Origin of the sequence: Actinomadura montaniterrae (assembly GCF_008923365.1) — a bacterium.
Classification (GTDB): Bacteria; Actinomycetota; Actinomycetes; order Streptosporangiales; family Streptosporangiaceae; genus Spirillospora; species Spirillospora montaniterrae.
In genome coordinates this window covers 1-13,545 of sequence record NZ_WBMR01000242.1, presented here as the reverse complement: position 1 = coordinate 13,545, position 13,545 = coordinate 1, and the positions used below count along the sequence as shown (strand labels likewise).

Genomic DNA, 13,545 nt, shown 5'->3' with positions numbered 1-13,545 from the left:
GTCCCGGCGCGTGGCGGGCCAGCGGCCTGCCCCGCTGACCGGCCCCGCCCGCACCGCGCGGGCCCCGCGCGACGCGCCCGGTCTCACGGCCTATGGGGTGTGTTGATCCCCGGACGGGGAATGGGATCGGGCGACACGTAACCGTGGTTCGCGCCCAGCGGGGGTCTCCGCACGAATAAGGTGGAAGGCCATGGCCACCTCGGAGTTCGTCCCACAGCCCGCGCGATACGCCATCTTCGTCGACGCGGGGTACCTTTACGCGGCCTCCGGGGCCCTGCTGCTCGGCTGCGGCTCCCGGCGCGAGTACCGGGTCGCCGCCGAACAGCTGATCAAGGCGCTGACCAGCCACGCGGACGACCAGCTGCTGGGCGAGCTGCTGCGCGTCTACTGGTTCGACGCGGCGCCGAAGAAGCAGCCGACCGTCGACCAGCGCGTGATCGCGAACCTGCCGCTGGTGAAGCTGCGGCTCGGCAACCTGAACGCGCAGGGCCAGCAGAAGGGCGTGGACGCCCAGCTCCGCGCCGACCTGGAGGCGCTCGCCCGGCACCGCGCGATCACCGACGCGGTGCTGCTGGCCGGCGACGAGGACATGCTGCCCGCCGTGGAGGCCGCGCAGCGCTACGGCGTCCGCGTGCACCTGTGGGGCGTCGAGCCGACGCACGGCTCCAACCAGGCCGAGTGGCTGGTCTGGGAGTCCGACCGGGTCGAGGTGCTGTCCGCCGACTTCCTGCGCCCCTACTTCACCAAGGCGAAGGTGCTGCCGGTGCCCGCGCCCGGCACCGCCGCCGCCGTCCGCGACGCGGCCGCCGCCGCGCACCGCACCTCGCCGGTGCCGTCCCCGTCCCAGGTGTTCGCGGGACGTCCCCCGGCGGTCAAGCCGGCGCCGGCCGCGGCCGTCCGCACCGCGGTGCCCGTCCCGGGCGGCACCCCGGTGACCCCGGCGACCGTGGCGGCCTCGATGAACGCGGCGTCCGCGGCCCAGTCCGACGGCCGCCTCGGCCCGGACCGCGACCACATGCTGGAGATCGGCGAGCACGTCGCCCAGAAGTGGATCTTCGAGCGGGGCCGCGACAACATCCGCGACCTGCTCCCCGGCCCGATCCTGCCGCCCGTCATCGACAAGGAGCTGCTGATCGAGGCCGAGAAGGAGCTCGGCGGCTCGCTGCGCCCCTACCAGGAGGCCCGCACCTGGCTCCGCGACGGCTTCTGGGAGCGCGTCTACCGCGAGTTCGGCATCGGCTTCGGCAAATCCGACTAGCCGTCGCGCCACTCGCCCAGAGCATGGCGCGTGACGTACGCGCGGGCGCGCTCGGCGAGCTCCGGCGAGGCGAACGGCTTGCGCTCCCCCACGGCGACCAGCCGCAGCTCGCCCGAGGCCGGCTCCGTCCGCAACCGCGCGACGTGCGGGGGCAGGTCGGGGGCCGAGGCGGGATCGAACCGCACGTTCAGCGTCCGGACGCTCTTCACCGGCACCAGCCCGAACGAGCCGATCGCGGCGGCGGGCAGGAGGAACGACTCGTCGCGGCGGGCGATGGAGACGCCGCCGGGGGTCAGGGCCAGCCGGTCCGGGGCGACGCCGCCGCGAAGGCCGAGCCCCGCCAGGGCCAGCAGCAGTCCGCCGAACCCGAACGCGACCACCGCGGCGATCACCTTGGTGCCGCCCTGCGCCGCCATGACGGCGCCGGCACCGACGAAGACCGCGCCGAGGACCGCCAGTCCCGCCGTTCCCGCGGCCGCGCCGCGCCTGCTCCGCTGATGCAGTACCAGCTCGTCCACCGTGCTCAGCCTCCGGCCTCAAGGTCGTCCTGGTACCGCTGAAGCTCACGCACCTTGTCCTCGATCTCGGCCATCACGGTCTGCACCCGCCCCTGAAGCCGCCGGAACTCCGCGACGCTCTCCTCGGACGTGACCTCCTGGCCCTCCGCGGTCGCCTCCTCCCACTTCTCCGCGAACGCGTCCAGGTGCGGCGCCATACCGCTGCCGAACAGCGGGGTTCCCGCGGCCTCCCGCAGGCTTCTGCGACCGTCGAGCACCTCCTGGATCAGCCGGCGGAACTCCGGGTCGCGGGCGTTCTCCTGGAGCAGCTCCAGGTTGCGGCGGACGCGGTGGGACGCTTCCACGTCGCCCCGCGCGATGTCCATCATGGGCCGGCCGACGTCGTCGAAGTCCGTCATGCTCAGATCACCTTGTTGTCGTAGGAGGTCTTGGGGAACTGCTGCGCCTCCAGGCCGTGCAACGCGCCGAGAAGACCGCTCACCAGGCCGATGAAGGCGAAGACGGCGGACACGGTCATGCCGACGTAGCCGAGGATCTCCAGCCATTTCAGGATCCCGACGCCGATCTGACTCATGATCAGGGCCATCCCGACGGACGGCCCCACGATCGTCCAGCTGGTGGCGGCCGATGCGGCGGCCTCGATGGCGATCATGAGGGCGAGGTCCAGCAGCGCCTCCAGCCCGCTCACCGCCGCCTTGGCCGACGCCCACGACCCGAACGCGACCGACTGGCACTCGTCGGCGACGGTCTTGATCGGTTCGGCCTGCTTGTCCACCGCACCGGAGAAGTCCTGGAAGTACTTGCCGCACGCGGTGGCGGCGTTGCCCTCCCAGTCCTTCAGCATCGTCGCGGAGCCTTCCTTCAGGCCCTTGCCGTACTCGGTGTAGAACTCGCTGACGTGCTTCAGGGAGGAGGCGAACTTGGAGATCGACTCCCAGTCGCCGGCGAGCTGCTGGGCCAGCCACTCGGCCGGGTTGACGCCGCAGATCTTGTCGATCACCCACAGCAGCCAGTGCCCGGGACTGACGAAGTCGGTGAGCGAGAGGGAGATGTCGACGGCCTGCGGCATCGGCTGCGTGACCGTCGGCGGGACGAGCTTGGCGGCGGGCGAGGCGGTCATGCTCGATCCTTCCGGGGGAGCGCCGGCTGTTCACCGGCGGTAGGGCGGGTCATTTGGGATAGACCGAGTCCACCCTTTCGGCCGTCTTCTTTTCGGTGTGCCGGTAGACATCGGCGCACTTGTGCAGTTCCGTGCCGGACGCGGAGCTGAGCGAGTCCAGCCGCTCGAGGTTCTTCTTCACCGCGTCGCCGATCCGCACCACGCCCATGGTGTACACATAGCCGAGGAGGTGGCCGCGGCCGCCCTTCACGTTCTTCTCGTTCGCCTCGACGTATTGCCTGCCCTTCTTCGCGTCGCCGGACAGGGTGGTCAGCGTCCCGCTGAAAGTCTCCAGCGCGCTGGGAACCACATGGAATGACATCCGTTCACCTTTCTGGTTGCGGCCGGCGCTCTTGCGCACGCCCGCCGCGGGCTGCGAGGATCTCGGCGGCCGTCGGACGGCACGGAGAGCACGAGGTGATCATGCGTCGCGTCTGGCGTCTCGCCTGGATGGGCTGGGGCTGCGTCGCGGCCGGCACGGTCTTCGGCCTCGCTTCGGTCTGCTACCTCTACTTCGCGGGGCTGGCAGCGGCGGCCGGACTCGCCGGAGGAGGCGCGCTCCTGGTGTGCGCGTCGCGCCGTAAAGGCCTCCGCGCGGTAGGTCTCGCGATCGCGGGCCTGCTGGTCATGGCCATTCTGCTACCCCTGCCCGGACTCCTTTCCCGAGTCGGCTGACCCCCGGCCGAAGGCGACCGGCACAACGCACGGCACGGCGCCGGGTGCACTCCCTCGTGGCGCCGTCGAAAGCAAGCATTTCGGAACTCTCGCACAAGAACACGTGAACTATAGGGCTACCGGGTCGGCAGCGTCCATGCTTCATTACCGAATCTGTCATGCGGGGACAGAACGACCTGGACAAGGCCGTTTCCACGAGTGCGCCCCAAACGGGCTCGGCGCCGGCATCGGCGAATACGCCTGATCCTCCCGGGGCGTCGGGTCGCGATGGGACCTCGTTCATGCCTCACGGAGTTCGATGTGACGCACCGGCAGGAGCGTGGACGGGCCCGAGGTGGATACGTTTTGTAGTTATTCGGGCGCGGGGAGTCGCGGGCGGGTACAGTCGGCGGCCGTGATGGGGAGAGGCCGTGCCGCGGGACGGCGCCGGGGGCCGCTGGGGGCGTTCGCGCTCGCCGTGGTCATGGCGCTGCTCTCGGGGTGCGAGTCGCCCGTGGAGTTCTACCGGCCCGGCGACGGCGGGCCGGACGAGCCCGTCGTGGGCCTCGGCGGCGCCGCGCCCTACGTGCGGCCGGGACCGGGGCGGCCCCGGGCGGCGGACCCGCCGGGGCCCGTGCCGGTCGCGCCCGCAGGCGGGCAGGTGTACGCGGCGACCGGGCCCGGGATGATCGCGCCCGGCGCGCGGGACATGCCGGCGCGCCTGTACGTCGCGGACGGGCGCGGCATCGAGGTCGTCGACCCGCGGACGCTGCGGCTCACCGGCCGGTTCGGCGCCGGGACGGCCGCGTCGCGGGTGGTGCCGTCGTGGGACATGCGGCGGCTGTGGGCCGTCGACGCCGTTCACGACGTGCTGGTCCCGGTGAGCGCGGTCTCGGGGCGGCGGGGGCGGCCGGTGCCCGCGGCCGACCCGGCGGCCCTGTACTTCACCCCGGACGGGCGGACGGCGCTGCTCGCCGCGGGACGGCCGAGGCGGCTGGAGGTCCGCGACCCGCGGACGATGCGGCCGAGGGCGTCGGTGCCGCTGCCGTGCGCGGCGGCGGACGGCGACTTCACGCTCGGCGGCGGCTCCCTCGTGATGACCTGCACGTCGGCGGGGACGCTGCTGCGGGTGGACGTGGCGCGGCGGCGGGTCGCGGGCACGGTGCGGCTGCCGGCGGGGGCGCGGCCGGGCGACGTGCGGCTGTCCCCGGACGGCGGGACGTTCCTCGTCGCGGACGCGGCGAAGGGCGGGGTGTGGGCGGTGGACGCGCAGACGTTCGCGCCGGGCGGGTTCGTCCGGACGGCGCCCGGCGCGCGGGCCCTCGCGATCAGCCGGGACGCGCGGCGGCTGTTCGTCGCGGGCGGCGGCACCCTGGCCGCCGTGGAGTTCCGGGACCGCCGGGTCACCGCGCGGTGGCGGCTGCCGGGCGGCGGGGACGCGGTCCCCGGCGGCGTGTCGTCGGACGGGCGGGCGCTGTGGCTGGCGGATCCGGGCGGGCTCGTCTACGCGGTGTCGACGCGGACGGGCCGGGTGCTGCGGCACGCGCGGCTCCGCGGCCGTCCGGCGGGCCTGTGCGTGCATCCGCAGCCGGGCCGGTACTCGCTGGGCGGCACCGGCCTGTACCGGTGATCAGGTCACCGGCCTGTACCGCTGATCAGGTCACCGGCCCGTGCCGGTGATCAGGAGCCGACCCGGTGCCATTCCGGGAGCAGCTCCTCGACCAGCGCCTCCGTCTCGGGCTGCAGCTGGTCGATCAGGGGGTCGCGGCCGACGCGGCCGCGCAGCTCGTCCACCGCGATCTTGACCTGGGCCTGGTCGCCGGTCGCGTGGGTGGCCCGGAGCAGGTCCCGCCACAGGCCCTCGTCGTCGGGCGCGAGGCGCAGGCCGGCGCGGGCGGCGGCGACCGCGCCGCGCGCGTCGCCCTCGTCCAGCCGCAGGACGGCGAGCCGGTGCGCCACGTCGACGACCCGGGCGGTCGCCTCGTACTCCAGGTCGTGCGCGGCGAGCCACGAGTACCGGCCGCGGGGGCGGCCGGCGAGCAGCGGCCCGCGGACGAGGTCCAGCGCGTACGCCATGTACGCCATCTCGGACGCGGGTTCGGCGGCGGACCGCCACACCAGCCACCGGAACACGGCGAGGTCGACGCGGACCTCCGAGCCGAGCCTGATCCGGCCGCGCTCGTCGTAGTACAGGTTGGGGCGGCCGCGGGCGTCGCGGCCGAGCCAGTCGGACACGCGGGCGACGCACGCGTCGCGGACGCCGGCGGTGACGCCGCGCGGCCAGATCGCGCCTGACAGGACGGTCGGGTGCACGCCGTTCGGGTGCGCCGCCAGGTAGACGAGGACCTCGGTGCACAGTTCGCGGCGGCTCTCGTCCATCGGCCCGGGCGCCTCGACCTCGATGGGGCCGAGCAGCCGGACGTCGACGGAGGACTGCTGCGCGGCGGGCGGCTGCGGGCCGCCCGCGGCGTCCGGCAGCGGCACGGAGTCGGTCCGGCCGGCCGTCCCGAACAGGTCGAACACCGCGCGGTACTGGTCGTCGCGGACGAGCTGGGCGTCCACCTCGAAGCCGAGGACGCCGGCGTGCAGCCGGCCGCGCTCGTCGACGTCCCAGGTCCAGGTGGCGCCCTGCACGTCGCCGGGGACGAGGTACCCGGCGGCCATCCGGGTGCCGGTGCGGGCGAGGGCGACGATCCGGTCGGCCTCCCACTCGGTCGGCGGGTCCGCCATGATCAGGTAGTGCGGCATCCACGCCTCGCCGAACACGCCGCGGCACCGGCCGGTGAGGACGGAGTCGACGCCGGACGCGGCGAGCGCCTGCCGGACCTCCTCGGTGCGGCCCTCCAGCTCGGGCAGCGCGTCCGCGAGGTTCGGCACGGACCGGACGCGGTCGGGGGCGATCCGGCCGAGGCCCTCGCCGAACTCGTTGCCGAACCCGACGAGCGTGATCCGCATGTGGTCGGACCACCGGTTCGTGGCGAGCTCCATCGCGATCGCGGCGAGCGCGGCGCGCCGGCCGGCGTCGGGGCCGCGCAGGGCGATCAGCCCGTGCGCCGCTTCGAGGTCGACGAGGATGCGGCCGTTGTCGTTGGTGCCGATGGAGACCAGGCCCGGGTAGGGGGCGAGGACGTCGGCGAGGTCGGAGGCCTCCAGCCCGGCCGCCGCGTCGGCGCGCAGCCGCCACACCTGCCCGTCGTCGAAGGCCTGCCAGGGCGCGGGCGGGTTGCGGTCGGCGGGCGCGATCCACAGGTCGAGGCTGCCCTGCCCGTTCTGGACGCGGCCGAGGTGCACCCCGTAGACGGTGGGGAGGGCGCGGCCGCCGGCGGCCATCGACTTCGACAGGTGCCGCAGGCCGAGGTCCAGGAGCCGCGCGCCGCCCTCGTCGGCGCCGAACCGCAGCGCGCGCTCGGCCTCCGCGGCCGCGCCCTCCGGACGGGCGATCATGTGGCCGAACGCGCGGTTCCACATCTGCGCTCGGCGGCGCCGGCCGAGCACGCCGAGCAGGCCCGCGGCCAGCAGCGACGCGGCGGCGAGGCCCTGCGGCCAGGACAGCTCGAACGACGGGCCGGGCTCGTCGTAGGCGGTCCTGTTCTGGCCGGGGAGGCTCGCGCCGCCGCTGCCGGCGCCGCCGCCCATCTCCCCGGACGGCCCGCCCGTGCCGCCGCCGTGCGCGGGCGGATGCGACGGGGTCCCGGCCTCGTGGGACGGCGCCGCCGTCTGCGATGGCGCGGCCGTGTGCGACGGCGCGGCCGTGTGCGATGGCGCCGCCGTGTGCGATGGCGCCGCCGTGTGCGATGGCGCAGGTGACGGCGCGGTCGTGTGGGACGGCGACGGCGCCGGAGTCTGCGCGGGCGGCTGCGACGGCGCCGGGGTCTGGGGCGTCGCGCTGTGCGTCGGCGCCTGGGCGTGCGACGGCTGGGGCGCCGGCTTCTGCGGTGCGGGGGTCGAGGGCGCCGGGTCCGCCGGATGCTGCGGGCGGTTGGGGACGGCGTGCCCGAACCGGTAGTAGTCGCGCAGGTCCCGGGCGGGGATGGTGTGCGCGTGCTTGGCGTCCGCCGGCATCTCCAGGATCCAGCCGGGACGGATCAGGCTCGCGATGGTGAGGCGCGTCCCGTCCGGCTGCACGTGGCCCTTGTTGAGGTCGTAGATCTCCTTGTAGCGGCGCCCCTCGCCGAGGCACTTCTCGGCGATCTCCCAGAGGCTCTCGTGGTGGCGGCCCTCCGGCGGGTGTACGCGGTAGATCTTGGTGGTGTCCGGGCTCTCCGCGAGGGGCTCGGTGCGGGTCTCGGCGGGCGCGGGCGGCGCCTCCGCGGCGGGACGGTCCGGGGCGTCCGGGGCGCGGCGGTACTCCTGCGCGGACGCGTGCGCGGGACGCTGCGACAGTCCGCCGGAGAACGCCGGCATGATCACGGACGTGGCGGTGAACAGCAGCAGCGCCGCGACGACGAGCCGGTGCACCAGCGACTGCGTCCCGCCGGCGAGCGGCACCCGCGCGGGCACGCCGACCCCGCGGACCCCCGCGTACACCTCGACGATGACGCAGAGCGCGAGCTGGATCCAGGCGAGCCAGACCAGCACGACGAGGACGCCGATGAGCGAGCCGGGCCCGATCCGGTGCGTCAGGTCGGACGCGGCGGGCAGGTGCGACGGGACCGGCGACCCGAAGAACGTCAGCAGCGCGTACGGGACGCCGGCGAGCAGCGCGGCGAGCGCGAGGAGCGCGCCGACGCCGGCGAGGACGTCGCCGGGGCCGCGGCGCGCCCGCAGCCGCACCGGGTCCCGCCGCTCGTGCCGCGTCACCATCGCGCCCCCACCGTTCGCCGGGTCCCGGACGTCGTCTCGATCGTAAGCCCGTTCTCCATGGGCCTCATGGGCCGTTTCCTCCGGTGACGGGGCGGGCGGTCTCGGTGGAGGTCAGGGTGAACGAGCCGAGCCCCGGGACGATCCCGAGGATCTGCGGCCGCACCGTGATCTCCACGCTGACCGTCACCTGCTGCTGGTCGGCGTCGCAGCGCGACGCGGTGACCTGGGTGCCGAAGTCGCCGAGCAGGTCGCAGGCGGCGGCGCGGGCCCGTCCCGGGTCGAGGACGGGCTTGCCGGTCGCGCGGAGCGCCTCGGTGTCGATCTGGTTCGCGCCGGCGCGGGCGGCCTGCTCGGCCATGTCGGCGGCGCGCTGCCGCGCGTGGATGGCGAGGCCGCCGTCCACCAGCAGGCCCGCCAGCATCAGCACGATCGGGGTGAACAGGACGGTGTACATCGCGATCGTGCCCCGGTCGCCGCCGCCCTGGCCCGACAGCCGGACCCGGGCCCGCACCCGGCGGAGGACGCGTCTCATCGGCCGTCCTCCGGTTCGGCCGGTCCGTCGCCGCCCCGGAAGGTGAAGGTGTCGATCGGGGCGACCGACCGGCCCTGCAGCCGCTTGGTGCCGGGCAGCCCGATGAACGCCAGGTCGGACAGGTTCACGTCGCACACGATCGTCACCTCGACGTGCCCGCCTGGCGCGAAGTCCGACACGTTCGTCTGGACGGAAGGGCCGCCGGAGCACCAGTGCGAGTCGCGGAGCCCGGCGGTGGCGGTCTCCTGCGCGAGCTCCTGCGCGGACCCGGCGTCGCGGGCGATGGACGCGGCGCGGACCGCGTCGCGGGCGGCGCCGTCCACCTGGCTCTGCGCGTCGACCATCCGCCCGGCCCCGGCGAGGAACAGCAGGAACGCGACGAACAGCGGCGTGACGAGCACCAGCTCCAGCGACATCGAGCCCCGGTCGCCGTCCCCTCGCCGCCGCCTCACCGGCCCGCTCCCCGCTGGCACGCGACGCCCGCCCCGACGTCCGGGCGGAAGCACTCGATCGGCCCCTGCGACCGCTGCGACACGTGGAACGTCATGAACGGGATGACCTGCACGGCCGTCCCGCTGACCTGCACCCACCGCTCGTCGTTGACCTCTCCGGTGTCGACGTGCAGGCCGCTGATCAGGTGCGGCCCGATGTGGTCGATGTCGCCGGTCGCCTTCGCGACGGCCGCGTCCTGCCAGCCGCCGCCGACCGGCTGCGTCCGGGCGACGCGGGCGCCGGACTGCGCGGCGGCGAGCGCGACCTGCCGCGCGTGGAACACCATCGTGAACTGGACGACGGCGAGCAGGACGAGGATGAGCACCGGCGTGAGCAGCGCCCATTCCATCGACGACACGCCCGCGTCGGACCGGAGCCGGCGCCGGGCGGCGGCGAGCGCGGCGGCCGGCCGCGCGGGTCCACGGCACCGCATCCCGGTCAGCCCGTGTTGATGCTGTTGGCCTTGTCCTGGATCTTCTTCTGGATGATCGCGCCGATGGTGATCGCGATCAGCGCGAGGATCGCGGTGATGATCGCCCATTCGATCGCCGAGGCGCCCCGGCTGCGCTCCTCCTCGTCGCGCAGCCGCGCCAGCCGCGTGCCGAGCAGAGCCCGCAGATAGACGAGGGCCGGATCGTTCAGCGGGTTCATCGTGACTCCTTCGAGGGGACGGGCCGGACGGGACGCGGGATCACGAGGCGAGCACCCGCATCAGCGCCGGATAGGCGAGGAAGACCAGGAAGCCGGCGCACAGGAACAGCTGCGCGACGAGCATGGACTGGGACCGCTCGCCCGCCTTGCCCTCCAGCTCCGACAGCTCGCGGCTGCGCATCGACGCGGCGCGGGCGGACAGCGACCGGCGGATCTGCGCGCCGTCGTCGGACACCAGGGCGAGCGCGCCGGCGAGGTCGCGCAGCTCGGCGATGTCGAGGTCGTCGCCGAGGCCGCCGAGCGCCTGCCAGGGCGTCCGGCCGGTGAGGCGGGCGTTGCCGAGCGCGTCGCGGATCCGCCGCATCGCCGGGCCGTCCCCGACGTTCGACGCGCTCATCAGCGCCTCCGGGACGCCGCGTCCGCCCGCGAGGTTCATCGAGACCAGGTCGAGGAACGCGCCGACGACGTGCCGGAAGTCCTGCCGGCGGGCCTGCGCCTCCTGCCGCAGCTGCATGTCGGGGAAGAAGAAGAACAGCGCGGCGAACAGCACGCAGATCCACACCGGGACCTGCACGGACGAGCCGAAGCCGAGCAGCGCGAAGTAGCCGGCGACGATCGGGATGAACAGCAGCGCGGCGGCGGGCAGCAGGAACTTGGTGGCGAGGAACGCCTCCAGCGATCGCTCGGTGATGGCGAGGTCGGCGCGGACGGAGCGCATCTTCCAGCCGCGCGACTCGCAGAACGCCACCAGCTCCCGGCCGAGCCGCGCCCGCATCCCGCCGAACCGGCCTTCGGGCCGGACCGTCCCGGCCTGCGCGTCCTCCAGGTCGCGGCGCCGCGCGGCGTCGAGCGCGGCCATCCGCGCGGCGAGGCCGGGACGCGCCGGGAACAGCGCCCGGACGAGCGCGTACAGGCCGAGGCCGACGAGGGCGCCCGCGAGGATCGCGCCGGTCATGCCGCACCCCCGCCGGTCATGCCGTGAACACCGCTGGTCATGCCGTGAACACCGCTGGTCATGCCGCGAACACCGGTCATGCCGTACCACCGCCGCCCGCGTCCATGGTGTGCCGGCCGCGCAGCGGGACGTCCTGGGCGGCGGTCCGCCCGGCCTGCCAGCCCGCGACGGTGCTCGGCACCTCGCCGGGCACGCCGGGGCGGGCCTGCGCCGGCGCGCCGAGGAACCGTCCGGGCAGGTCGTACTTGGCGAGGCGGCGCAGCCACAGGAACGCCGCGCCGTACAGGGCGACGACGATGCACAGCACGAGCTGCCCGAGGACGTCGTCGTAGGGCTGCACGTAGGAGTGGTTGAACACGGCGAGCGCGAGGGCCGTCCCGACCGAGACGCCGACGACGATCCGGACGCTGCGGCGGGTGGAGCGGCGGTCGGCCTCGACGCGGCGCCGCATGTCGAGCTCGGCGCGCGCGGACGTCGCGAGCGCGCTGAGCATGTCGCGCAGGCCGGGGCCGCGCAGCCGGGCGTTCAGGACCAGCGCGGCGATCACGAGGTCGGCGGACGGGTCGTCGATGTCGTCGGCGAACCGGCGCAGCGCCTCCGGCATCGGGACGCGGGTGTGCAGCCGGTCGACGAGGGTGCGCAGCGGCTGCTGCAGCGCCGCGGCGGCGGCCCGCTGCGACGCCGGGATGGCCTGTTCGAGGCCGACCGCGCCCGCGATGGTGTCGCGCAGCGACTCCGTCCAGGCGGCGAGGCCCTCCAGCCGCGCCATGCCCTTGCGCTCCTCGGCGGCGCCGCCGGCGAGGCCGTCCCAGGCGAGGACGAGCGCGCCGGTCCCGGCGGCGGCGATCGGCCAGCGGGTCACCGCCAGCACGAGCACCCCGACGATGACGGCGACGGCGGTGCGGGTGGTGAGGGTGCGGACGAGGTCCTCGCGGCTGCGCCCGCGCGCCGGGCGCGTCCGGGGCGGCAGGCCGCGGATCGCGACGGCGAGCAGCAGGAGCCCGCCGCCGGCGACGGCACCGGCGACGACGGCGAGCAGCACGTCCGCGGAGTACATCAGCGGCCCCCGGTCCCGATGGGCGTCACGCTGCACCTGAAGATCACCAGGCACCCCCGTGGGACGGGTCGTAGCCGTGCTCGGCGAGCTCGTCGACGCACGCGATCGGCGCGGCCGGCACCGCGAACCCGCCGGGGCCGAGCGCGAACACCTCCGACGACAGCACCCGCCCGTCCACGCCGGTGACCTCGCGGACGCTCGCGACGTAGCGGCGCAGCCGCCCGCCGGAGGCGTAGTCGTTGCGCTTCTCGATGAACACGACGAAGTCGATCGCGCCCGCGATCAGCATGTGCGTCGCCTCGACGGGCAGCCGCTCCTCCGACTGGATCGCGTAGGTCGAGATGCGGTTGAACACCTCCGCCGACGAGTTCGCGTGGATCGTCGACAGCGACCCGTCGTTGCCCTGCGTCATCGCGTTCAGCATCGTGACGATCTCGTCGCCGAGGACCTCGCCGACGATCACGCGGGACGGGTTCATCCGCAGCGACCGGCGGACCAGCTCCGCCATCGAGATCGCGCCCTGCCCCTCGGAGTTCGGGAGCCGCTGCTCGAACGCCACGCAGTTCGGGTGCAGCTCGGGGAAGGCGTCCAGGCCGAGTTCGAGGGCCCGCTCGACGGTGATGAGCCGCTCGTTCGCCGGGATCTCGTTCGCGACGGCGCGCAGCAGCGTCGTCTTCCCCGCGTTCGTCGCGCCCGCGATCATCACGTTCTTGCGGGCGAGCACCGCGGCGCGGAAGAACCGCCCGATCTCCTCACTGAACGTGCCGTTCCCGACCAGGTCGGACAGGAACACCTTGCCGAGCCGGGCGCGGCGGATCGACAGCGCGGGGCGCACCGTCACGTCCATCACCGCCGAGAGGCGGGAGCCGTCCGGGAGCCGCAGGTCCAGCTGCGGGTTCGCGGTGTCGAACGGCCGCGACGACAGCCCGCTGTAGGCGGCGAGGATCTGGATCAGCTCGACCAGTTCCTCGTCGGTCTCGGCGACCGGCTCGCCCATCACCTCCCGGCCGTCGGCGTAACCGATGAACACCCGGTCGCAGCCGTTGATGTCGATGTTCTCGATCTCGGGGTCCTCCAGCAGCGGCTGCAGCCGGCCGACCCCGAACAGCGCCGCGTGCACCCCGGCGGCGAGCGCCTCCTCCTCTTCGGCGTTCGGCGGGCGCCGCCCGGAGGTGATCTCGCCGCGCGCGAACTCCTCCAGCACCTGGCCGATCAGCGCGCGCGCGAACTGCCGCTCGTCCTCCCCGGACATCGGCGGCAGCCCGTGCGCGGCGTCCATCCGGCGCTGCTGGGCGAGCCGGTCGCCGACCTCCTGGCGGAGCCGCTTGACGAGGACGTGGTCCACCTAGCGCCCCCGCTCCTCGTGCCGTCCGCCCGCCGGGACCTGCTCGGTGCGCGCGTCCGGGACGGGCCGGCCGCCCGCGGGCGGTGCCGGTTCACCGGCCAGGCCCGGCGCGGGCGGCGCG

General features: G+C 74.6%; 15 protein-coding genes. 3 read left to right on the top strand and 12 right to left on the bottom strand.

Annotated elements, in window-relative coordinates:
* Positions 1-190 precede the first annotated feature (190 nt).
* Positions 191-1,258: an NYN domain-containing protein gene (locus F9B16_RS43075; protein ID WP_151546041.1), complete on the top strand. Its 1,068-nt coding sequence runs from the start codon at positions 191-193 to the stop codon at positions 1,256-1,258.
* Here F9B16_RS43075 and F9B16_RS43070 read toward each other — a convergent pair.
* Genes F9B16_RS43070 through F9B16_RS43055 form a run of 4 tightly spaced genes read right to left on the bottom strand, consistent with a single transcriptional unit; the run spans position 1,255 to position 3,257 of the window.
* The gene (locus F9B16_RS43070) at positions 1,255-1,776 is read right to left on the bottom strand and encodes a hypothetical protein (RefSeq protein ID WP_151546040.1); all 522 of its coding nucleotides are present in this window, start codon (positions 1,774-1,776) and stop codon (positions 1,255-1,257) included. The genes F9B16_RS43075 and F9B16_RS43070 overlap by 4 nt on opposite strands.
* 5 nt (positions 1,777-1,781) lie before the next feature.
* Positions 1,782-2,174: a hypothetical protein gene (locus F9B16_RS43065; protein WP_151546039.1), complete on the bottom strand. Its 393-nt coding sequence runs from the start codon at positions 2,172-2,174 to the stop codon at positions 1,782-1,784.
* A 2-nt stretch (positions 2,175-2,176) separates the two neighbouring features.
* A complete protein-coding gene (locus tag F9B16_RS43060; protein ID WP_151546038.1) occupies positions 2,177-2,896 on the bottom strand; it encodes a hypothetical protein in 720 nt (239 codons plus the stop codon).
* A gap of 49 nt (positions 2,897-2,945) precedes the next feature.
* Positions 2,946-3,257, bottom strand: a complete 312-nt coding sequence (locus tag F9B16_RS43055; protein WP_151546037.1) for a hypothetical protein — start codon at positions 3,255-3,257, stop codon at positions 2,946-2,948.
* Positions 3,258-3,352: 95 nt separating this feature from the next.
* On the opposite strand from F9B16_RS43055, the gene F9B16_RS43050 reads away from it, so the two are divergent.
* Together F9B16_RS43050 and F9B16_RS43045 are read left to right on the top strand one after the other, a co-directional pair.
* Complete coding sequence (locus F9B16_RS43050; RefSeq protein WP_151546036.1) at positions 3,353-3,610, top strand: hypothetical protein; 258 nt, start codon at positions 3,353-3,355, stop codon at positions 3,608-3,610.
* A gap of 394 nt (positions 3,611-4,004) precedes the next feature.
* Positions 4,005-5,219: a YncE family protein gene (locus tag F9B16_RS43045; RefSeq protein WP_192809267.1), complete on the top strand. Its 1,215-nt coding sequence runs from the start codon at positions 4,005-4,007 to the stop codon at positions 5,217-5,219.
* A gap of 50 nt (positions 5,220-5,269) precedes the next feature.
* On the opposite strand, the gene F9B16_RS43040 is transcribed toward F9B16_RS43045, so the two are convergent.
* The 8 genes from F9B16_RS43040 to F9B16_RS43005 all read right to left on the bottom strand — a co-directional run bounded on the left by F9B16_RS43040 (position 5,270) and on the right by F9B16_RS43005 (position 13,424).
* Positions 5,270-8,392: a bacterial transcriptional activator domain-containing protein gene (locus F9B16_RS43040; RefSeq protein ID WP_151546034.1), complete on the bottom strand. Its 3,123-nt coding sequence runs from the start codon at positions 8,390-8,392 to the stop codon at positions 5,270-5,272.
* Positions 8,393-8,456: 64 nt separating this feature from the next.
* A complete protein-coding gene (locus tag F9B16_RS43035) occupies positions 8,457-8,924 on the bottom strand; it encodes a TadE/TadG family type IV pilus assembly protein (RefSeq protein WP_192809266.1) in 468 nt (155 codons plus the stop codon).
* Positions 8,921-9,376 (bottom strand): TadE family protein, encoded by a 456-nt coding sequence (locus F9B16_RS43030; RefSeq protein WP_225992453.1) that lies wholly within the window; start codon positions 9,374-9,376, stop codon positions 8,921-8,923. The genes F9B16_RS43035 and F9B16_RS43030 overlap by 4 nt, the downstream gene beginning before the upstream one ends.
* Positions 9,373-9,849, bottom strand: coding sequence for a TadE/TadG family type IV pilus assembly protein (locus F9B16_RS43025; protein WP_151546033.1), 477 nt, complete (start codon positions 9,847-9,849; stop codon positions 9,373-9,375). Before F9B16_RS43025 ends, F9B16_RS43030 begins: the two co-directional genes overlap by 4 nt.
* A 5-nt stretch (positions 9,850-9,854) precedes the next feature.
* Positions 9,855-10,067 carry a Flp family type IVb pilin gene (locus F9B16_RS43020; protein WP_151546032.1) on the bottom strand — a complete coding sequence of 71 codons (213 nt, stop codon included), beginning with the start codon at positions 10,065-10,067 and terminating at the stop codon, positions 9,855-9,857.
* 40 nt (positions 10,068-10,107) lie between these two features.
* Positions 10,108-11,022, bottom strand: coding sequence for a type II secretion system F family protein (locus tag F9B16_RS43015; protein WP_151546031.1), 915 nt, complete (start codon positions 11,020-11,022; stop codon positions 10,108-10,110).
* Between the two features lie 76 nt (positions 11,023-11,098).
* Complete coding sequence (locus F9B16_RS43010; protein WP_225992452.1) at positions 11,099-12,115, bottom strand: type II secretion system F family protein; 1,017 nt, start codon at positions 12,113-12,115, stop codon at positions 11,099-11,101.
* A 7-nt stretch (positions 12,116-12,122) separates the two neighbouring features.
* Positions 12,123-13,424 (bottom strand): CpaF family protein, encoded by a 1,302-nt coding sequence (locus F9B16_RS43005; protein ID WP_151546030.1) that lies wholly within the window; start codon positions 13,422-13,424, stop codon positions 12,123-12,125.
* Positions 13,425-13,545 lie beyond the last annotated feature (121 nt).